A 20781-nucleotide genomic window follows, 5' to 3' on the forward strand; every position below is an offset into this window, starting at 1 on the left:
GCAAACTTCGGTGGCTTTTTAGCTCAGGGAATAATGTTACCGATTATTTTGCGTTGCTGGCCTGAACACCACCGCTGCGCGGTCGATCTTCGCACTGCGTTTTAACGCATACCCGACAATAAACACCGCCGCTGCACAGGACAGGAATAGTAACCGGCCCCACATTGGGTTTGGAATAAACACCATTGCAGACAAGCCAATTGCCATGTAGATGGTCAGGTCGCCCAGCTTGTTACGTTGCATACGGTCAACGATGTCTTGCGCGTCATCTTCAACACACTCGGTTTCAACATCTTTAAAGAATGCATTGGCCGCTTCGACGTTTGTGTCTGTTTGCGGCTTATAGAAGAGCGCGCTCAGGCAGAAGAAGCCACCGGTCAGCACCAGGTGTGCAACGATTGGAATGATAGTTTTCAGTTCGCTAATTTCGCGGCCAGTCAGTTTCTCAACACCGAACCAGGACATGACATACTGTGGCGTGAACACATCAACAACCATCCAGGAGACGCCCAGGCCGAATACTACGGTTGCCCACGGTGCCCATGAAGGTGTTTTGCGAATCAGCATACCGAAGAACAGTGGAACCAGAATCGGTGATTGCAGCAGTGTGGCTACCTGCATCATCAGGTCGAACAGGCTGAGGTGCTTGAGCGAGTTAAAGAACTGCGCCATGAAGATAACCAGCAAGCCGTTAACCAGGCAGGCGATTTGACCCGCACGCAGCTGTTCTTTATCTGTTGCTTTGCCTTTACGCACAATCGTTGCGTAGAAGCTACGTACGAAGATACCGGAGTTACGGTTCAGTGCGGAGTCCATTGAAGACATGGTTGCCGCAAACAGACCCGCCATCAGCAGCCCTACAGTACCCAGCGGCATTGCTTCACGAGCGAACACCAGGTAAACCGCATCACGTGCTTTCGCGCCCAGCTCTGGATATTGCGCGCCGGCATTCGGGTACAGAATCGCAGTTGCCCATGGTGGGATGAACCAAATCACCGCGCCAATCAGCATCATCAGCAGCGCCATCAGGGCGGCTTTACTGGCGTTTTTGGAGTCTTTAGCATTCAGGAAACGGTAGGATTCCTGCATGTTGTTGATACTTTGCAACTGCTTCACGATGAAGAACAGGAAGGTGCCGACCATCAGTAACGGGTAGTTCATATCCGGGCCAGTAAAGAAGCCGGATGGGAACTCAGTCACGATGTTTGCCGGGCCACCGACTGCCCACAAGGCAACCACGGCGCAAGCGACGGAAATAACTGCGATAACCAGCGTCTGAATAAAGTCGGACGCTACCACGCCCCAGGCGCCACTCAGCATGGAGATGGCCAGAACCGCAAGGCCGGTAATCCAGATAGTGCTGATGATGTCAGCGTTAAATACAGCGGAGGCGAACACGCCAAGGCCATTTAGCCATACACCGGCGTTAATCACGCTAAGTGGGATAATAACCCAGGTAAAGAACTGCTCGTTGACCGGGCCAAAACGGCGACGTACCGCTTCAGTTGGCGTATCAACACGCATTTGGCGGAAGCGACGCGCAAAGTAAGCCCACGCCAGAAGATAGGCAAACATGTTGCCGATAAATACAGCCAGTACTGCGAAGCCATCGGTAAAGGCTTTACCTGCAGCACCGGTGAACGTCCAGGCTGAGAACTGCGTCATAAACGCGGTCGCCCCAACCATCCACCACAACATCTTGCCGCCTCCGCGGAAGTAGTCGCTGGTACTGTTGCTGGCCATTTTTTTAAATAGCAGACTAATGGCTACCATTAATAAGAAATAACCCGCTATTACTATGTAGTCGTAAGACATATGAGTGCCCCATGTCCGTATGAGTTAAACCCTTTATCTTTCAAGCAGCATCTTTGTTGGCTGTTTTCACTCGTCTGAATGACTTACCTGAGTAAGCTCATCGGGATTCATTCCATTGCCGCCGCGATGTAACTCTAATTCTTTAGGGTTAGTTAGAATTGGAAAGATTAAAACACACCACTCATATAAGTTGAAATAACGTTTTATTTTTTATTTAAAATAACCGATGACGATCATGTTTTTTAATTTCATTATCTTGAAGTTGCGGTTTTTCCGAACGAATAAGAATGATCTTGTTTGTTTTTTAATCTAAATCAATATGATTTCCTTAAAATAAAAAAAATGCACAGGAATTTTCGAATTGTTTGCCAGGCAAAGGTGAGTAGTGCAAAGGCGTTAATTTCATCGTGTGTGGATTTGTTTAATATAAAGATTATTTGTTAATTATGTGTGGCATGAAAATTGAGAATTCTCCTCTATTGAAAAAGAGGCGTTTTTCTTATCTTCCAGAGACTCAAATTTCATGAGATGGGCTTATGAATCGACTCTCCACCGTGCTACTGCTCGGCACCCTGACCATGACAACCATTGCCCACGCAGATGCGTTGGATGGTCTGTTTGATAACTCCATTGTGGGGTCTATTTCGCAGGCGATTAACGACGCTTACAATCCGAATGACAGCCGTAATGACGACAACGACGACCGCCGTTGGGATGAAAGCCAGCGCCGAAATGATGACGATCGCCACCAGTATGAAGACCGGCGCCGTCAGCTCGAAGACCGTCGACGCCAGCTTGACGACCAACAGCGTCAGTTGGATCAACAGCGTCGCCAGCTTGAAGATGACGAGCGCCGGTTGGATGATGATTTTCGGTAAATTTTGAAAATCGTCGAGTGATAAAAAGCGCATTAAATTTGCGTTTCGCGAGTTGTCTTCTGAAAACTAAAAGCAAACAAAAAAGTGGTGAAACCTTATTCATTTAGTGTGTTAATTTTCTTTCCAGGCTTAGTTTTTGTTACTACAAGTCCCCGTAATATCGGGAGAAATGTGGTTTTTTTAAGCTGGCTTTAAAGGGAGAAACAAGCATACTTGGGATAAGGATTTCACAGCTGATGGCACCGAGATTGATAAGCGACGCGGATTTCAACAGAAAGCTCAACGCCCCGGATCGTAACCGGGAACACACCCGGGCGTTCCTCGCCAAAGGGGTTAAACCTTTTAGCTTACCCGGCTACATTCCTCCGGCGGGATACCGTCTGGTGATGTCGCCAGACGGTAAACAATACCGCCTGCTAAAAGACGATATCACCGCCTACGCGGTAAAAATTGTTACCGGGAAATTTGTGGTGCCAGGCAAACAGCACTGTACGCAGGTCATGGTATGGCGCACGTTTATTGCTGAGCACCAGGCTGCGTTAAACGGATTAGCAAAATTGATCTTTGCCTGGTTATTGGAAACGTATGAGATTGTTGTTTCTGATAATGAGCAAACCGCTGATGGTCGTCGTTTTTGGGAATACCGCATTTCCGAAGCCATTGCCGATCCTGAATACGAAGTCATGATTTGGGATGGCACAAAAGAAGATAACGAATTACAACGCATTACGAGTGAAACTGAGTTCATCAGTAAATGGTCACCGTACGCCTGGGGAACCGATCCTGAAATTCATCAGTATCGACTGTTAGTGATCAGCAAGATTAAATCGGCTAATCCACCCGAATAACCATCCCATCAAATCCAGCCTCAAATCCTGCGGGTAACGCATTCTCCATCAACCAACAATCAAACTGGTGGCTGATATGGGTAAGGACAACGCGCGGGCAGCCAATCTGTTTGTTAAGCTCAATAACGGTATTTAAATCGCAATGGTTTTTGGGCGTATCGGCGCGCGGTTCATGGCTGCAATCAATCACGATGACATCAGGCTTATTGTTCGCCAGAAACTTCAGCGTTTTCTCTGGCAGGCCCGCGGTATCGCTTAACCACGCCACGCGGCTGTGCGGCGTTTCAAACAAATATCCGAGCGTTAGTTTTGAATGGTTGAGCGGCAGGGGAGTTACGCGCAGCGCTTGCAGAGTAAACCAGACGAATGGCTCAAGAGTGTGGCTAAAATCGAGAATCCCTGGGTGCTTAAATAAATCATCACAGCCTTGTTCATCAGCGGGGCCGTACACTGGGATTTTTTCGCCTACGCCCCAGCGCAATGGGAACAATCCCTGCACGTGGTCCATATGGTAATGGGTCAGCAAAAATTGTTGGAATTCCCCAGGCTGCCAATGGTCCATTAAGTCGGGAATACCCGCATCCAGTAGCGTCACCGCATCGTTAAACTTCACCACCGCGCTACAGGGTTTACGGCGGTGTTGCGGATGACTACGCGCACGCTCGCAGGCAGCACAAAAACAGCCGAACGCCGGAACAAGTTGTGCGCCGCCGGTTCCGCTAAGAGTTAGCGTCAGAGTCACTGTTTGTCTCCATCGGTTTGGTGAAACGAAAATGGGTCTGCTGATAACCCTCACGCTCATAAAAACGGTGGGCGTCATATCGTTTGGTGCTGGTGGAAAGCTCGGTTAATTCAGCGCCAGCGAGCCGGGCGTACTCTTCGGCCCAGCTCAGCAACTTGCTGCCCACACCAAAACCACGCGCTTGCGGCATGACCACCAGTTCCTGAATTTCACCTACCCAATTCACATGGTGCAGATGAAACTGCATATGCAAACCAATCATGCCCACCACCTCGCCGTTTAGTTCGGCGAGTTGATAGCATAAGTTGTTGTCCTGGAGGTTTGCCGCAAATCCAGCGTTAAACGCCTGGCGATTAAATTCCGCCTGCTTTAATTCGCAAATCAGAGCGTAGACGGCATCGGTATCGGCAAGCGTGGCGGGGCGAAATTCCAACATGGCGCGTTTCCTTGTGAATTTGGTGGATGACGCTGTCGCTTATCCACCCTACAAAACCCGAGTCACAGGTCCGATAAGCGAAGCGTCATCCGGCATTAAAGCAGCTCAGTAGATCAAATGTATAAACGACGAAACAGACTCATCCAGACTACCGTCGTTATTGAGTATCATGCAATTATCCAAATCCGGGGCATACAAAGCTGCACGTTGCAGACGTTGTTCAATCTGCTGCGCGGTTTCGCGCCCGCGAGCTTCCAGGCGCTTACGCAAAACGTCCGTTGAAACGTGCAGACAAATCGGCACCAGCGCATCGCCGTAACGTGCCCGCGCCTGCACCAGATGCTGGCGCGAGCCGTTCACCACCACGTCGAGCCCCGAATCGAGCCAGATATCCAGCTCAATGCCTACGGCATAACTCTGGCGATGTGCCTGCCAGCACAGGGCAAACAGCCCTTGTTTCTGACGCTGAGCGAACTCCTTTTCACTCAAAGCGATATGGTTTTCACATCCGGCGTCGGCGGCGCGGGTGATGTAACGGTGCGCCACCAGTAGTTGATTATTCTCCTGCTGGCGCAGTGCCGTCAGCAGGCTGTCTTTCCCGGAACCTGACGGCCCCATCAACCAGACTATTTTGCTCATCAGAACACCCGTATTCCCTGACGCCAGACGTGGCCGACATGGACATGGTCGCCGTGAAGATGCGCCAGCACCATATCGGCACGTTTGCCTTCTGCGAGCACGCCTCGGTCATCGAGATTCAATGCTTTAGCTGGGTTGCGTGTGACCAGTGCCACCGCTTGTGGCAGGGTAAAACTGTTCGATTCGTCGTGCGCCACGCGGAATGCGGCGTCCAGCAAACTTGCCGGGTAATAGTCGGATGAGAGAATATCCAGCAGGCCAGCTTGTGCGAGCTCATGTGCTGCCACATTGCCGGAATGCGAGCCGCCGCGCACGATATTCGGCGCGCCCATCAGCACGCTTAAACCATGCTGGCGTGAGGCTTGTGCGGCTTCAAGCGTGGTTGGGAATTCAGCGATTACGCTACCCAGATCGTGGGATTCCACCACGTGGGCGCTGGTTGCGTCGTCGTGGCTGGCGAGGGCGATATTGCGTGCGCGGCATTCAGCGGCAATCGCCAGGCGATTGGGCTGTGACCAACGCTCAGCCAGCGCAAGTTGCTCCGCCTCGTAGCTGTTCATCTGCGCATCGCTGAGCGAATATTTTCCCTGGTAATATTCACGATACTTCACCAGGTTGGAGAACTGGCGCTGGCCCGGTGAGTGGTCCATTAATGACACCAGCGACACGCCATCGCGCTCGATTAACTGCTGAAACAGCGGCAGCGTGGTGTGATGTGGCAGTTCGCAACGCAGATGCAGGCGATGCTCGGCACGGTTAACACCGCGCGCCTGGCTGTCCATTACCGCATTGATCATCTTCTCGAGGTTTTCCAGGCGGTCGCCGCCATCGCGCACATCGCCCAGCGCTACCGCATCCAGCACCGTAGTAATGCCGCTCGCGACCATTAATGCGTCATGGCTGCTCATTGCGGAATGGGCAGGCCAGTCCACTTTCGGGCGCGGGGTAAAAAATTTGTCGAGGTTGTCGGTATGCAACTCAATAAGTCCCGGCATCAACCAGCCGCCTGCGCCATCGTGCGCCTGCGGGAGCTGGCTTGGGCTATCGGCAAAGTTGCGGATCACACCGTCGGCCACTTCCAGTGAGCCATTAACCACTTCATTTTCCAGCACCAGCCTGACGTTATTAATGATCATTTTTAGCCTCGATGGTTGCCATAGAATGCAGTCTGTCTGCTACCTGGTTGCGCACCGCTTCGTCGTGGAAAATACCGACCACCGCCGCGCCTCGTGCTTTGGCTTCCAGAATTAAATCCACCACGGCGGCACTGTTTTTTGCATCCAGCGACGCGGTGGGTTCATCAAGCAGTAAAATCGGGTAATCGACGATAAAGCCACGAGCGATGTTTACTCGCTGCTGTTCGCCACCGGAAAACGTCGACGGAGCCAGGTTCCACAGGCGTTCCGGGACGTTCAGGCGAGTCAGTAACATTGACGCTTTGTCTTCACAGACCTCACGCGACACGCCCAGGTCCAGCAGCGGTTGCATCACCACTTCAAGTGCTGAAATACGCGGGATAACGCGCAAAAACTGGCTAACCCAGCCGATGGTTTGGCGGCGCACCGCCAGCACGTCACGCGCCGGAGCCTGGACGATGTCCAGCCATTCGTCGTTATGTTTGACCCAGATATGCCCTTCATCGGGTAAATAGTTGGCGTAGAGCGAGCGCAGCAAAGTGGATTTCCCACTGCCGGAATGGCCGTGCAGCACCACACATTCCCCGGATTCGACTTCCAGCGAGGCATTGGCCAGTACCGGCAAACGGATGCCGTGTTGATGGTGTAACACAAAGGTTTTGCTTAAGTTTTCAACCCGTAAGAGGGACATATTGATTCCTTAATACGTATGCCATGGCGTCGGATGGCGGCTTACGCCTTATCCGACCTACAGGTGCGTCGTTCGTAATTCGTGGTTCGTAGGTCGGATAAGGCGATAGCGCCATCCGACGATGACGAAAGTCAGTTCTGCAAAACTGAAGAAACAAGCAACTGGGTATACGGATGATGCGGGTCATCCAGCACGCGGTCGGTCAGGCCGCTTTCCACTACCTGGCCTTGTTTCATCACCAGCAGGCGGTCTGCCAGCAGGCGCGCCACGCCCAAATCGTGGGTGACAATCACCACCGCAAGATTCAGTTCGCGCACCAGGCCGCGCAGCAGGTCGAGCAAGCGTGCCTGCACGGAAACATCCAGCCCGCCCGTCGGCTCATCCATAAACACCAGCTTCGGGTGCGTCACCAGGTTGCGGGCGATTTGCAGGCGCTGCTGCATACCGCCGGAAAAGGTGGTCGGCAGGTCGTCGATGCGTGAGGCCGGAATTTCCACCTCTTCTAACCAGTGCTCGGCGGTGGCACGAATGTCACCATAGTGCCGTGCACCGGTTGCCATTAAACGTTCGCCGATGTTGCCGCCAGCGGAAACGTGGCGGCGTAGACCGTCCATCGCATGTTGATGCACCACGCCCCATTCGGTGCGCAGCAGGCGGCGGCGCTCGCCTTCGCTCATGCCATACAGCGACGAGTCGAGATAAACCACTTCGCCATTTTGCGGGGCGAGGCGGGCAGAAATAGATTTCAGGAGTGTGGTTTTGCCAGAGCCAGATTCGCCGACAATACCCAGCACTTCCCCAGGATAAAGCTCGAATGACACATCGCTGAAGCCTTTGCCGGGAGCATAAAGGTGCGTCAGGTTATTGACGGAAAGTAACGGTTGAGTCATTTGGATGCGGCCTCGCTGTTCTGGCGGCAGAAATCGGTATCGGAGCAGACGAACATGCGGCTGCCGGCATCGTCGAGCACCACTTCGTCGAGGTAACTGTGGTGCGAGCCGCAAATCGCGCAAGGCTCTTCCCACTCCTGGACGGTAAACGGATGGTCTTCAAAATCGAGGCTTTCCACGCGGGTAAACGGCGGCACCGCATAGATACGTTTTTCACGTCCGGCACCGAACAGTTGCAGTGCAGGCATCATGTCCATTTTTGGGTTGTCGAATTTCGGGATTGGCGACGGGTCCATCACGTAGCGCTCATTCACCTTCACCGGGTAGGCGTATGTGGTGGCGATATGGCCGAAACGGGCGATGTCTTCATACAGTTTCACCTGCATTACGCCGTACTCTTCCAGCGCGTGCATGGTGCGGGTTTCGGTTTCGCGCGGTTCGATAAAGCGCAGCGGCTCAGGAATCGGCACCTGATAAATCAGGATCTGATCTTCCGTCAGCGGTGTTTCCGGAATGCGGTGGCGCGTCTGAATCAGCGTGGCATCGGCGGTGGATTCAGTGGTCGCCACGTTCGTCACGCGCTTGAAGAAGTTGCGAATCGACACCGCGTTGGTGGTGTCGTCTGCACCCTGGTCAATCACCTTCAGCACGTCGTTTTCGCCAATCACGCTGGCGGTGATCTGGATACCGCCTGTGCCCCAGCCGTAGGGCATCGGCATTTCGCGCCCACCAAACGGCACCTGATAACCTGGGATTGCTACCGCTTTCAGAATCGCACGACGCAGGGTGCGTTTGGTTTGTTCATCCAGATAAGCAAAGTTGTAGCCGGAGAGTGCCTTAGTCACGATGACGTTCCTTTTGCAGACGTTTAAGCAGTTCCAGTTCGGCCTGGAAATCGACGTAGTGCGGCAGTTTCAGGTGCGAGACAAACCCGGCGGCTTCGACGTTATCGGCGTGGGCCAGCACGAACTCTTCGTCCTGCGCCGGGCCTGCCACGGTTTCGTCGTAGTCAGGGGCTTGCAGGGCGCGGTCCACCAGCGCCATTGCCATCGCTTTGCGTTCGCTCATGCCGAACACCAGCCCGTAGCCGCGTGTAAAGTGCGGATCTTCATTTTCCGGCGCGACAAAGCCGTTAACCATTTCGCACTCGGTCAGCAGCAGTTCGCCGATGTTCACCGCAAATCCCAACTCTTCCGGAATGATTTCCAGATCGATATAGCCACTGCGAATTTCCCCCGCGAACGGGTGGTTGCGCCCGTAGCCGCGTTGTGTGGAGTAGGCGAGAGCCAGCAAATAGCCTTCGTCGCCGCGCACCAGTTGTTGCAGGCGCGAAGAGCGGGAACATGGGTAAACCGGCGGCTGGCGGGTGATGTCATCGGGCTTTTCGCCGTTATCTTCTTCCGCTTTTGCCAGCCCCTGTTTTGCCAGCAGGCTGAAAACGTGCGGCGCGGGTTCGCTGTGCTCGTCAGCGGTTTTAAGCGTTGGCGTTTCGCCATTCGCCAGCAAAGTGAAATCCAGCAGGCGGTGGGTGTAATCGTAAGTCGGGCCAAGTAACTGGCCGCCTGGCACGTCTTTATAAACCGCAGAAATTCGACGCTCTAAACGCATCTCGGCGGTGTTTAGCGGCTCGCTCACCGCCAGGCGTGGCAGCGTGGTGCGGTAAGCACGCAGCAGGAAAATGGCTTCAACCATGTCGCCGCTGGCCTGCTTGATGGCGAGTGCCGCCAGTTCGCGGTCGGCGATGCCACCTTCGGTCATGACGCGATCAACGGCCAGGCCTAGCTGCTGCTCGATTTGTGCTACACCCAGTTCCGCGAGATTTTGGTCGCCACGGCGGTTGTGTTCCTGAAGTTGATGGGCGGCGGCTATCGCCTTCTCGCCCCCTTTGACGGCGACGTACATCAGCACACCTCCACATGAGTGGTGCGAGGGATCGCCAGCAGGCGCTCGCCACAGGTCAGAATCAAGTCGATACCCAATGGGAACGGGTGCGGGCGCTCGGTGAGTTCATGAATGACACAATCAGGCAGTTGTGGAGCAATCATGCGTTCTTCGCGAATCCCGGCTCCCGTTAAGCGCAACATGCGGCCGCCACTCAGGCTCGGCACTTGCAATATCAGCGTGGCGCTGGTGTCGGGTGCCACGTCTGTTCCCTGTGCCAGCGCGTTAAGCTGCCCGGCTGAAATTGCGCTGTCGGCAACGGCAAACTGCGCTTGCTCAGGTGTTGTGGAAACCGGGGCGTTGGTATGAAAACGGACGTTTTGCAAAGTCACGTCGTTGCTCAGAGCGTCACTGATCCACACAGGTGTGTCGTTATCGGCAAGGGTCAGCAGCACGCTGGTGGAGGCAATGTTCAGTGGTTTCCAGCCATGTTGCAGCGAATGCAGAGCCACAATAACGCCCGGCTCGCTCATCGCTTTGAGCAGGCGGCGGAAGCTCTGTTGTGCATCCTGCACGGGTAGGTTAAAAGCGGTCATCAGGGTCATGCGTTATCTCCGCGAACCAGAGTGAAGAAGTCGACTCGGCTGCTGTTAATTTGGGTGCGACGGGCGGCCAGGCGTTGTTCGCGGTTGGCCGCCAGTGGGGCAATTAAGGTTTCCTGCAATGTCCTGAACTGAACTTGTTCTTGCATTAGCGCGTCGATTACGGCACAGCGTTCGGCGTGGGCTTTATCGCGCCCTGATATGTAGCTGTAACCGTAAGTCCCGTTGGCAAGTTGTACGACCGCACGGGTCAGCGTGGTATCACCGGCAAAAAAACGTTGCCCGGTGGCACCCATTCGCGCCTGAATTTGTACCAGGCCGGTTTCTGGCTGGCGTATTACCTGATAGTCGGGATTGAGTTTTTGTTCTGCCCAAAGTGCTGCCAGTTCTTGAGGCAGGCTGTGGGCGAGCACGGCCATCCACTGCTGGCGCTGTGCGGTGTCAAAATGCGGTGCGTCCATTTAGTGCTCCATGGTGAATTCAATCATGTCGGCACGCGTCAGGCTGACGGAGTATTCCGCAGGAGAGGCGTCACCTTCATGGTGGTTGAGGGTGCGCACGCACAGCAGCGGAGACATATTCGGGATCTCCAGCAGGCGACTTTCTTTGGACTGTGCGCGGCGTGCGCTGATGCGTGTTTGGGTGCGTGTGAGGTTGATACCGAGTTGGGTCTGAATCACGTCGTGCAGCGAACCGCTGGTGAACTGTTGCAGCGCGGGCCACCACGCAAGTTCTGCAAAGTAATGGTCTATCAGGCACACCGCGATTCCGTTAACGCGGCGCAGTGTGCGCAGGTGAATGATGTTCTCGCCTTCGGTGACGCCGAGCGCGTCTGCCACACTATTGGAGGCCGGACGCAGTACCGCGAGTAAGCGCTCGCTGGTGGGGTGGCTTCCCTGGTCGAGCAGGTTCTGACTAAAGCGTGCTTGTGCATTTAGCGGGTAGTCGAATGGACGCATCAGCACCAGCACACCAATTCCCTGGCGGCGCTGCACCCAGCCTTTCTCCACAAGTTGATCAATGGCGCGGCGCAGCGTGTGGCGATTCACTTCATAGCGTGCAGCCAGTTGGCTTTCGGCTGGCAGATAGTCTCCACTGCGGTAGTTTTTGCGCAGCTCCACTTCAAGCAGGGCGGCGATTTCCTGGTAACGCGTCGGGTAACTGGTCGGATGTCTGGATAAGTGCATTTTCAACAAAGCCTCGTTAAATGAAATGCTTACGTAACCGTTGCGACATAAAGTCCAGCAGACTGACTGTGACGATGATGATGACCATCAGCGCGCAGGTTTGCTGGAACTGGAATCCACGAATCGCTTCCCAAAGCGTTACGCCAATCCCGCCAGCACCTACCATGCCAACCACCGTTGCTGAACGGACGTTCGATTCAAAGCGGTAGAGCGAGTAGGAGATAAGCAGTGGCATCACTTGTGGCAGCACGCCGTAGAGAATTTCTTCAAGCTTGTTTGCGCCGGTTGCACGAATGCCTTCCACCGGGCCGGGTTCAATAGCTTCAACCGCTTCAGAAAGCAGTTTGGAAAGGACGCCAGTTGTGTGGATAAACAGCGCCAGCACACCGGCGAATGGACCCAGACCGACGGCGACCACGAACAACATCGCGAAGACCATTTCGTTGATGGCGCGGCAGGCGTCCATCAGGCGGCGCATTGGCTGGTAAACCCACCATGGCACCAGGTTGTCGGCACACATCAGGCCACAAGGAATGGAAAGTACGATGGCAAGGGCTGTGCCCCAGACGGCGATTTGCAAAGTGATAGACATTTCGCCCAGATAGTCGCGCCACTGGCTGAAATCAGGCGGGAAGAAGTCGGCTGCAAAGGTGGCCATGTTGCCGGAATCTTTAATCAAGGTGAGCGGGGCCATTTCCGCGCCTTGCCAGGAGGCAACGAGTACCGCTAACAAAATCGCCCAGGCGAGTAGCGAGAACCAGCTACGTTTTGGTGTGGCGACTTGAATGGTTTGTTGCATGGGGTGCTCCGTTACGGATTGTGCTTTTCGTAGGGTGGATAAGCGGTAGCGTCATCTACCAAATTGTCGGGTGACGCTGCGCTTAACCGCCCTACAAAGGCCTGGAATAATCGTGAATTTACTGAACTGCTTTATTCACGTTGCTCATGGCAGACAGTGCCGCAGTCAAACGATCCAGATCGCTAAGTTGGTTCTGCAACTCGCTGACTTTGATTGTTTTATCTTTGTCATCCATGCCTTTGTTGTCCTTCACTCCCTGCATTTGTTTAAACAGTGCCAACTGGCGAATCGGCACCAGTTGCAGGTCGCTGGATGGACGGAACGGAGCCCAACCGAGACGAGTCAGGACCTCTTTCTCTTCCGGTGTTTTGCCGTAAGTCATAAAGAAGTCGTAGATCTTGTCTTTGGTGGCTTCAGACAGGTTTTTACGCCATGCGATTGGGTCACCTGGGATCAGTGGAGATTTCCAGATGACTTTCAGTTCTTTAAGTTTTTCCGGTGCGGATGTTTTCAGCTTTTCGAGGTTTTCGGTGTTGTTGGTTGCTACATCGACTTGCTTGTTAGCCACTGCCAGGGCGTTGGTTTCATGGCTGGCATTCACAGAACGTTTAAACTCGCTCACCGATGCGTTGTTCTTGGCGAAAACGTAGTATCCCGGGACGAGGTAACCAGAAGTAGAGTTCGGGTCACCGTTACCGAAAGTCAGCTCTTTGCGTTTTGCCAGCATGTCTTGCAGGTTGTTGATTGGGCTGTCTTTGTTAACGATAAGCACGCTCCAGTAACCCGGGCTGCCATCTACTGCTACCGTCTGAGCAAATACCTGACCGTTAGCGCGGTCAACTGCTTCCATGGCCGAAAGATTGCCGTACCAGGCGATATCAACTTTGTTAAAGCGCATCCCCTGGATAATCCCTGCGTAGTCCGGAGCGAAGAAAGCATTCACTTTCATGCCCAGTTTCTTCTCCATATCCTTCAGGAACGGGTCCCACTGCGGTTTCAGGTTTTGTTGTGATTCAGTCGAGATGATGCCGAAGTTCAGGGACTTTTCTTGTTCATCCGCATGGGCGGTGCTGAACAGAGTGCTGACGCTTAGCAGGCTGGTAAAGGCGAGGGCGGCAACTTTTTTGTAGCTCATGGCTGACTGTTCCTTGAAAGAGATAACAAAGTTGTTAAGCAGCAACCGCATCAACGCGATTCATGCTGCGGTAAAGATTGCCCAGACGTTCGTTGTCGAACTCAGAGCTGCTTCCGTCGTAAAACACATGACCCTGACGCAGAGCGACGATGCGTTCGCAGTAGCGCAGGGCGTAGTCCACCTGATGCAGCGTCACCACTACGGTGATGCCATCCAGGCGGTTAATGTCGTGTAGCGTTTCCATAACAATGCGTGCAGATTCCGGATCGAGTGAGGCAATGGGCTCATCGGCCAGAATCACTTTTGCTTGCTGCATCAGCGCACGGGCAATCGCCACGCGCTGTTGCTGCCCACCGGACAGGGTGGATACACGTTGATACGCAAATTGCGTCATGCCGACGCGGGTCAGCGCCTGCAACGCACGTTGCTTTTGTTCGCGGGTAAACCAGTTAAAACAGGTGCGCCAGAACGGCGTGGAACCCAGTGCGCCAATCAGTACGTTTTCCAGTACTGTCAGGCGGTTCACCAGGTTGAACTGCTGGAAAATGTAGCCGGTGTGAGCTCGACTCTTACGAATATCACTTGCCAGGCGGCCCGCTTTTTGGACGGTGCGGCCTAGCAATTCAACGTGACAATGAGCTGATTTATCAGAAGTAATCAGACCGCTCAGATGGCGTAAGAGGGTGGATTTGCCTGAACCTGACGGCCCCAGCAGAGCGACCATCTCACCTTCATTTACTTCCAAATCAACAGCATTTAATGCCTGATGCTGGTTGAAGGTTTTGCTCAATTTGTTGACGCGAATAATTGTTTGCATCATTCAGGCTCCTTAAAAAGTTGCCTCATGGTGCCGATAGAATGTGACGATTTTGTTAAAGATAAGTTTCGATATGATGAAGAGTGAGCGGGAGCCTGGAAGTCATCAGGCTAATCAACTATTTGTCGTATTGTTTCACGCTTCGTTTTTGTCTTTGCTTACAGATACCCGTCGGTCGTTGGGAAAGCAGCGATGAGCAAAAACATTATTTTTTGTGCCGATGGCACATGGACCGCTCCCGGTGTAGAAAATCAAGCGGATGACGAAGCCGCAGCGAGTAACGTTTATCAATTGTTTGTTGATTTAAAAGGGACAGTTGATAAGCAAAGTTTGTTGTTAGCCAATGAGCAAGAAAAGATCCTGACCAATAGCAGTGGCGGGATCGTACAAGTTGCCAAGTACATTTATGGTAGGGGCGATCCGCATAATGGTCTGGTGAAACGCCTCGGAGGTGCTTTTGGCGCCGAGTTGATCGTGCCGATCATTCGCGGGTATACCTTTATTAGTCGGCACTGGCAGGCGGGCGATCGTATCTATCTGGTGGGATTTAGCCAGGGTGCTTATACCGCGCGAGTGCTGGCACAGATGATTATCGACCGTGGTTTATTAAATCGTGAAAAGCTGAATTTAAATGCTCGCAATAAAGATGAAGCGTGGCGTTTTGCTTCATCCGTATGGGCGCAATATCTTGCTCATTCCCCGGATATGAGCCCCAGCCTTTTGGGCGGTGTGGTGCGTGAGCTGCCGGGATTTTTTTGTGACAGCGTAGACCCAACCTGCATAACTCGACCGGCGAGCATCGAAGCGGTAGCGGTGTGGGAAACCGTTGGGCAGATGGGCATTCCCAAGTATTTCAATGATAAGCGGTATAACGTTTTTCGTTTTAACAATACTGAGCTGCATTCACGGGTTAAATACGGCCTTCAGGCCATTGCCATTGACGAGCAACGTCTCGATTTAGCACCGGTGTTGTGGGATAACCGCGATCGTATTTTGCAGGTGATGTTTCCCGGTATTCATCATGATGTCGGTGGGGGCTATATTGGCACGGACGAGGACCGCAGCTTGTCGAATGGCGCATACCTTTGGATGCACGATGCACTCGACGATTTGGGCGTTAATCTGGCACCCAGCGAAGTGGTGGCTGACCCCCTTGGGCCGCTGCATTGTGACTGGTATCCACCCACGCGCTATCTGCGCATTATGCCCCGGCAACTTCCGCCACCGATCACTTCATCCATGATGGTTCACCAGTCGGTGATTGAGCGTCTTAGTGGTGGTGCAACGTTACTTCAGCAGTCGGCAATCAATGGGGAATGGCTGAGTGGTTCATATAGCCCGCAGCCTTTGCAGGATTATCTGCGCGGGGAAGGTGCTATCCCCATTAACTGGGCGATTGCGCGGTAAAAAGATTGAGAATGGGTTGCGTAGGTGGATAAGCGCAAGCGTCATCCACCATTTTCGTCAGATTTGTCGGATGACGCTGCGCTTATCCGACCTACGTTTGGCATCAGGTCGAACCGGCTACATCGGTTTTTCGACATTCACCATCCATGGAATACCGTATTTATCGGTAAACATACCGAAGCCTTTTGCCCAGAATGTTTCGCTCCATGGCATGGTGACATCACCACCTGCGGAAAGGTTGTCGAACCAACGTTTTCCCTCACTGACATCTTTGCTGGATAAACTCAGCGAGTAGCCCGCGTGTTTTACTTTATCGGCGGACATATTGCCGTCGCTCATCATCACTTCACCATCGCCAATGCGCACATTGGCATGCATGATTTTATCGTCCGGCCAGTTAAAACCGCTGCTGCATCCTTCAGCCGACTGATTCTCGTCTTTTGGCATTTCACCAAAAGTCATTTTAAACAACAGCTCAGCACCGATGGCTTGTTTGTAGAACTCAATCGCTTCTTCACAGGTGCCGTCAAAAAAGATGTAGGGGCTTACAGACATGACTAATTCCTCATAATGCGGAGTGCACAAGAAGTTTAGTTGGGGGAAGTTGGGCAAGCCAGGCGGGGGAGGGTGGTTTTTCTCCTCTCCCGGGGGGAGAGGAAAAATTACTTAGTTCTTCTTAACGAACTCAGATTTCAGCTTCATTTGGCCGAAACCATCAATCTTGCAATCGATGTTATGGTCGCCTTCAACCAGACGGATACCTTTTACTTTAGTACCAATCTTCAACATAGAAGAGCTGCCTTTGACCTTCAGATCTTTAATTACAGTGACGTTATCACCCTCAACTAACAGGTTACCGTTGGCATCTTTAACAACCAGTTGATCGTTGTCTGCTGCAGGTTCGGCATCATTCCATTCATGCGCACATTCCGGGCAGATAAACATACCGTTGTCTTCGTAGGTGTACTCGGAATTGCATTTAGGGCAATGAGGGAGTGTCATCGTCATATCCTCAAAAATAAGCTTTAAAAATAGCGGTTTCCCGCCAAAAGTGGCGTGATTATACATTAAAACCCTACTTTTGTGGGGAGGATTGCCGCTATGCCTTGCACCAGCCAGAATATCGTAATAAGAAAATGCTATTTTTAAACGTTAATCAATTGCTAAATTCGCGACGAAAATACAGAATAAGTTTATAAAAATACGCTATGGTCTCTCTTTCTGGTTATTTAGCCAGAAACTCACTCTATGAAAAAATAAGCCTGATTATAATATTGTCGAATAAATGATTTCCGCGCGTAATTATAATTTCCGGTACTGAGTAGACACACAAAATATATACCCAAAATAATTCGAGTTATGGTAAGGCGGCAAGCGCGTGCGTCCCTGGAGCGTAGTTAACTATGTGACTGGGGCGAAGGCGAGCAGCCAACGCATCAAAAACTTAACGAATGATGAGTATAAAGGTTTTTAAAAATCCGGAGAATTTTATTTAAGTAAGGATTTTTTATGCACACACAAGCAATATTTGAGTTAAGTCAGGAAGCCGAGCGGTTATTACAACTTGCCCTGCAAAATCTGAATACACTAAAAACAGTTTCTTTTACTACACAGCATGACGTTAATTATTTTGGGCAGTTCCAAACTGGAGGGGCTGTCCCTGCAAAATTTAGCCCACGAAGCATCCTGGCGCAGCAGGCTATGCTGCAAAATGAGTTACGCAAAATAACTCAGCATGAAATGGTATTGGCGATTGTCGGAACAGTAAAAGCGGGAAAATCAACCACCATTAATGCCATTATTGGGACTGAGGTCTTACCTAACCGTAATCGCCCTATGACAGCATTACCGACACTCATTCGCCATACCCCTGGCCAGCGTGAGCCCGTGCTGCATTTTCCCTATGTTCAACCCATCGAACAGCTTATGAATACGTTGCAAATTCGTTTGCAACAAACCGATCGCGAAACGCTGTCAAAGCATCTGGAAATTGATCGGGATATGGCGGGATTATTAACCCGTATTTCCCAGGGGGAATCTTTCGCTAAGCATTATCTTGGTGCTCAACCTATTTTCCATTGCCTGAAAAGCCTTAATGATTTAGTGCGTTTATCGAAAGCATTGGATGTGGCTTTTCCATTTAAGGCCTATGCCGCTATTGAACATGTCCCTGTTATTGAAGTGGAGTTTGTCCATTTAGCAGGAATGGATGAAGCCTACGGGCAACTGACATTACTCGATACTCCTGGGCCAAACGAAGCCGGGCAGCCGCATCTGCAAAAAATGCTTCAGGAGCAGTTGTCGCAGGCGTCTGCTGTGTTGGCGGTATTGGATTACACCCAATTAAAATCCGTTTCTGACGAAGATGTACGTAAAGCGATATTGGGCACCGCGTCATCTGTCCCGCTCTATGCGTTGGTGAATAAGTTCGACCAAAAAGACAGAAATGGTGACGATGCAGAACAGGTTAAAGCGTTAATTTCTGGCACGTTGATGAAAGGAACGATTGAGCCTCACCATGTCTTCCCTGTGTCATCGATGTGGGGATATCTGGCTAACCGTGCCCGCCATGAATTGGCATTGCACGGCAAATTACCGGACCCGAATGAACAACGTTGGGTGCAGGATTTTGCCGATATTGCTTTGGGGCGTCGCTGGCAAAGTGAGGATTTGGCCGATGTTGGTGCGCTGCGCCAGGCAGCTGAGTTGCTGTGGGAGGACTCGCAGTTTGCTGAGCCCATCCAGACGGTACTTCATGCTGCACATGCCAATGCTTCAATGTACGCACTGCGTTCTGCCTGCCAGAAATTGCTGAATTACACCCAGGGCGCGGAGGATTACCTTAATTTCCGCTGCCAGGGCCTGCGTATTGCCAGCCAGCAGTTGCAGCATAATATCGCAGCCCTTGAAGATGACATGAGTCTTGCCGCTTCCAGTCAGAAGGCCGCAAACGTCGTTTCCCAGAGCAATATGAAGCTGGCTGTTGAAGCAATGAGTGATTTTATTCGACGTTACGAACAGCAGATTAATGACAATATTCAGGACTATTTTCAGCATGGAAAAGTGCCTGAAAAGCTGACACGGCAGGCTCTGTCGTTTGGGACTCAGCGCGGTCATGACTTTGATGCGCGCTATGAAACGCTCAGTTTTGACGATGAAGAATCGGCACAAATTGCGCTGCACAGGATCCGCGCTTCTTGCGAAATCATCCTGACCGCCGCGCAGGAAAAGATGACTGAAGAGTTAACTCATCTTTTTAGTTATCTGGAAGTTGAGCTGGCAGATACGCTGCGTAACACCCTAAAACCGATAGAGGCTCGCGTTGCACAAGGGTTAGCGCAAGCAGGATTTCGAACCAATATCAGTCTGCCGGTATTTCACGTCGGCTTATTAAACTTCAATGCTAATCAGGCATTTAATGAACTCATTGAAGAGCAGGATATTCCTGTCTCCCAACTGCGACGCCAGGCCGGGATGCGTGGAACGGTTGCGCGCTGGCTTAATAGCGAGGATTGGGGCTGGGAAGGATATACCGTGATGCAAAGCCGCTACGTCATTTCTTTAGCCGATGTACAACACAAACTGTGTCAGCACGTCAGCGATTTTCTGCTGCAGCTTAATCAGAATATGGCCACGCAAATTGAAATGTCTGTGACTGAGGGAATGGCGGCGTTCTTTGCCGATTTTTCCCACGCACTGGAAGCGATACGTCTGAACCTGCAGCAAAGCCTGAATGTGCGTCAGCAAAATGAAGACGCGGTGGCCGCTTTGCGCCAACAGCTGCAGCAGTGCGTAAGAATCACACGTTACATCCATGAGGACTCCCGCCTGTTGCGGGATGATATTCAGACGCTTTTTACGGTAGAACAGCAATGAGCAGTGTATTACTAGGTACTCAAACTGGCGCTTTAGAGTGTGTTGCAGAGAAGTTTGTCGTTGATTTTGCCAGAAATAGCGGTATCTCTCGTGAGCCATGGCGCTCCCAGCAAAGCAAAGCGTATTACCAGAGGCTGACCGGGGAGTTTATCGGCCAGAGTCAGTTGCAGAAATGGGCAGTGGATGAGGTTTTGCTCGAAAAACCAGAAGTTATGCTGGCGATGCTTGGGCACCTTTGCCAGCGGGTGGCGAAAAAACACCATGCTATTGAGAAAGTGTATGAAAGCATCTCTGCTATGGCGTTAACTTCGGCAAGGGTGACCAGTGACGCTTCAGAAGCCCGCATGCAGCTCGTTCAGGTTCAGCAGCAACTGGCGCAGCGTGTCGGCAAACTGGAAACACAATTGCAGGGCACCGACCTCGCTCATCTGGGTTCCGTACATTGCGAGCAAGTTTTTGCACGTTGGCAGGCTGGGCATTATTTTACCTTTTCTCCTGCTGGTCGTTGTTATGTCGCGTTGCAGGAACTGTACTGGGGCGCGTTTGGTGATGCGCTGCGCTTTGGCCGTTTATCGCAGGGCACAGAGCTAATTGAGCAAGCTCGCGCGCTGGCAATCAGCCAACTCGCCCACGATGTAAATGCTTCAGCCCGCACGCGCCATTACTACTACGAGTGGCTGAAGTTTCCTTCAACCGCAGGAATGATGGAAAGCAAAGAAGCCATGGCATGGCTTGGTGATGATTGTGACAGTGAACATCAGCCCGTTAGTTTTGCCACTACCCAAACACATCAGGGCGTTTCACTCGGTATGCCACGTATTTGTTCCGCAATGCGTTTAGGAAGTGCGATGGTCGATGAAGTGTTTATTGATGGGGGATTTACCAAATAAAATCTTATTATTCCGGTGTGAGGTTGCTGATGAATACAATATGATTTAAAAACAGCGTTTACACCGGTTTTGAAATATATCTAAACGCGGAAGATTTTCTTATTATGTCGCA

At 52.0% G+C, this 20781-nt stretch carries 22 protein-coding genes; 5 read left to right on the top strand and 17 right to left on the bottom strand.

Annotated elements, in window-relative coordinates; translation table 11 throughout:
• Window positions 1–36: 36 nt before the first annotated feature.
• Window positions 37–1815: a sodium:solute symporter family protein gene (locus tag M979_RS19250; RefSeq protein ID WP_064556072.1), complete on the bottom strand. Its 1779-nt coding sequence runs from the start codon at window positions 1813–1815 to the stop codon at window positions 37–39.
• 536 nt (window positions 1816–2351) lie between these two features.
• Here M979_RS19250 and yjdP point away from each other — a divergent pair.
• Window positions 2352–2693, top strand: coding sequence for a DDRRRQL repeat protein YjdP (gene yjdP / locus M979_RS19255; RefSeq protein WP_064556073.1), 342 nt, complete (start codon window positions 2352–2354; stop codon window positions 2691–2693).
• A 236-nt stretch (window positions 2694–2929) separates the two neighbouring features.
• Window positions 2930–3541 carry a hypothetical protein gene (locus M979_RS19260; RefSeq protein WP_064556074.1) on the top strand — a complete coding sequence of 204 codons (612 nt, stop codon included), beginning with the start codon at window positions 2930–2932 and terminating at the stop codon, window positions 3539–3541.
• On the opposite strand, the gene phnP is transcribed toward M979_RS19260, so the two are convergent.
• The 14 genes from phnP to phnC all read right to left on the bottom strand — a co-directional run bounded on the left by phnP (window position 3525) and on the right by phnC (window position 14496).
• A complete protein-coding gene (gene phnP / locus M979_RS19265) occupies window positions 3525–4283 on the bottom strand; it encodes a phosphonate metabolism protein PhnP (protein ID WP_034455034.1) in 759 nt (252 codons plus the stop codon). The two genes, M979_RS19260 and phnP, sit on opposite strands and share 17 nt — an antisense overlap.
• A complete protein-coding gene (phnO, locus tag M979_RS19270) occupies window positions 4261–4719 on the bottom strand; it encodes an aminoalkylphosphonate N-acetyltransferase (RefSeq protein ID WP_064556075.1) in 459 nt (152 codons plus the stop codon). The genes phnP and phnO overlap by 23 nt, the downstream gene beginning before the upstream one ends.
• Before the next feature lie 105 nt (window positions 4720–4824).
• Complete coding sequence (gene phnN / locus M979_RS19275; RefSeq protein ID WP_064556076.1) at window positions 4825–5358, bottom strand: ribose 1,5-bisphosphokinase; 534 nt, start codon at window positions 5356–5358, stop codon at window positions 4825–4827.
• The gene (gene phnM, locus M979_RS19280; protein WP_064556077.1) at window positions 5358–6494 is read right to left on the bottom strand and encodes an alpha-D-ribose 1-methylphosphonate 5-triphosphate diphosphatase; all 1137 of its coding nucleotides are present in this window, start codon (window positions 6492–6494) and stop codon (window positions 5358–5360) included. Before phnM ends, phnN begins: the two co-directional genes overlap by 1 nt.
• Window positions 6484–7185, bottom strand: a complete 702-nt coding sequence (phnL, locus tag M979_RS19285) for a phosphonate C-P lyase system protein PhnL (protein WP_064556078.1) — start codon at window positions 7183–7185, stop codon at window positions 6484–6486. Before phnL ends, phnM begins: the two co-directional genes overlap by 11 nt.
• A 131-nt stretch (window positions 7186–7316) precedes the next feature.
• Window positions 7317–8075 (bottom strand): phosphonate C-P lyase system protein PhnK, encoded by a 759-nt coding sequence (gene phnK, locus M979_RS19290; protein WP_064556079.1) that lies wholly within the window; start codon window positions 8073–8075, stop codon window positions 7317–7319.
• Window positions 8072–8920 carry an alpha-D-ribose 1-methylphosphonate 5-phosphate C-P-lyase PhnJ gene (locus M979_RS19295; RefSeq protein WP_064556080.1) on the bottom strand — a complete coding sequence of 283 codons (849 nt, stop codon included), beginning with the start codon at window positions 8918–8920 and terminating at the stop codon, window positions 8072–8074. The genes phnK and M979_RS19295 overlap by 4 nt, the downstream gene beginning before the upstream one ends.
• Window positions 8913–9977, bottom strand: coding sequence for a carbon-phosphorus lyase complex subunit (locus tag M979_RS19300; protein WP_064556081.1), 1065 nt, complete (start codon window positions 9975–9977; stop codon window positions 8913–8915). The genes M979_RS19295 and M979_RS19300 overlap by 8 nt, the downstream gene beginning before the upstream one ends.
• Window positions 9977–10561, bottom strand: coding sequence for a phosphonate C-P lyase system protein PhnH (gene phnH, locus M979_RS19305; RefSeq protein ID WP_064556082.1), 585 nt, complete (start codon window positions 10559–10561; stop codon window positions 9977–9979). The genes M979_RS19300 and phnH overlap by 1 nt, the downstream gene beginning before the upstream one ends.
• Entirely contained in the window at window positions 10558–11019 is a 462-nt protein-coding gene (gene phnG / locus M979_RS19310; protein ID WP_034455025.1) for a phosphonate C-P lyase system protein PhnG, read from the bottom strand. Before phnG ends, phnH begins: the two co-directional genes overlap by 4 nt.
• A complete protein-coding gene (phnF, locus tag M979_RS19315; protein ID WP_064556083.1) occupies window positions 11020–11745 on the bottom strand; it encodes a phosphonate metabolism transcriptional regulator PhnF in 726 nt (241 codons plus the stop codon).
• 16 nt (window positions 11746–11761) lie between these two features.
• On the bottom strand, window positions 11762–12544 hold the full coding sequence (gene phnE / locus M979_RS19320) for a phosphonate ABC transporter, permease protein PhnE (RefSeq protein WP_064556084.1): 783 nt from the start codon (window positions 12542–12544) through the stop codon (window positions 11762–11764).
• A gap of 118 nt (window positions 12545–12662) precedes the next feature.
• Window positions 12663–13679: a phosphonate ABC transporter substrate-binding protein gene (gene phnD, locus M979_RS19325; protein ID WP_064556085.1), complete on the bottom strand. Its 1017-nt coding sequence runs from the start codon at window positions 13677–13679 to the stop codon at window positions 12663–12665.
• A 34-nt stretch (window positions 13680–13713) separates the two neighbouring features.
• A complete protein-coding gene (gene phnC, locus M979_RS19330; RefSeq protein ID WP_034457016.1) occupies window positions 13714–14496 on the bottom strand; it encodes a phosphonate ABC transporter ATP-binding protein in 783 nt (260 codons plus the stop codon).
• 192 nt (window positions 14497–14688) lie between these two features.
• Here phnC and M979_RS19335 point away from each other — a divergent pair, with 192 nt between their 5' ends.
• Complete coding sequence (locus M979_RS19335) at window positions 14689–15903, top strand: phospholipase effector Tle1 domain-containing protein (protein WP_064556086.1); 1215 nt, start codon at window positions 14689–14691, stop codon at window positions 15901–15903.
• A 117-nt stretch (window positions 15904–16020) separates the two neighbouring features.
• Here M979_RS19335 and yjdN read toward each other — a convergent pair whose 3' ends face one another.
• Both yjdN and M979_RS19345 read right to left on the bottom strand, forming a co-directional pair.
• On the bottom strand, window positions 16021–16458 hold the full coding sequence (gene yjdN, locus M979_RS19340) for a VOC family metalloprotein YjdN (RefSeq protein WP_064556087.1): 438 nt from the start codon (window positions 16456–16458) through the stop codon (window positions 16021–16023).
• Window positions 16459–16569: 111 nt separating this feature from the next.
• A complete protein-coding gene (locus tag M979_RS19345) occupies window positions 16570–16905 on the bottom strand; it encodes a zinc ribbon domain-containing protein YjdM (RefSeq protein ID WP_064556119.1) in 336 nt (111 codons plus the stop codon).
• A 507-nt stretch (window positions 16906–17412) separates the two neighbouring features.
• Between M979_RS19345 and M979_RS19350 the strand changes: the two genes are divergently transcribed.
• Together M979_RS19350 and M979_RS19355 are read left to right on the top strand one after the other, a co-directional pair.
• The gene (locus M979_RS19350) at window positions 17413–19779 is read left to right on the top strand and encodes a dynamin family protein (protein ID WP_064556088.1); all 2367 of its coding nucleotides are present in this window, start codon (window positions 17413–17415) and stop codon (window positions 19777–19779) included.
• Window positions 19776–20669, top strand: coding sequence for a diguanylate cyclase regulator RdcB family protein (locus M979_RS19355; RefSeq protein WP_064556089.1), 894 nt, complete (start codon window positions 19776–19778; stop codon window positions 20667–20669). Before M979_RS19350 ends, M979_RS19355 begins: the two co-directional genes overlap by 4 nt.
• Window positions 20670–20781 lie beyond the last annotated feature (112 nt).

This window comes from Buttiauxella noackiae ATCC 51607 (assembly GCF_001654865.1).
Classification (GTDB): domain Bacteria; phylum Pseudomonadota; class Gammaproteobacteria; order Enterobacterales; family Enterobacteriaceae; genus Buttiauxella; species Buttiauxella noackiae.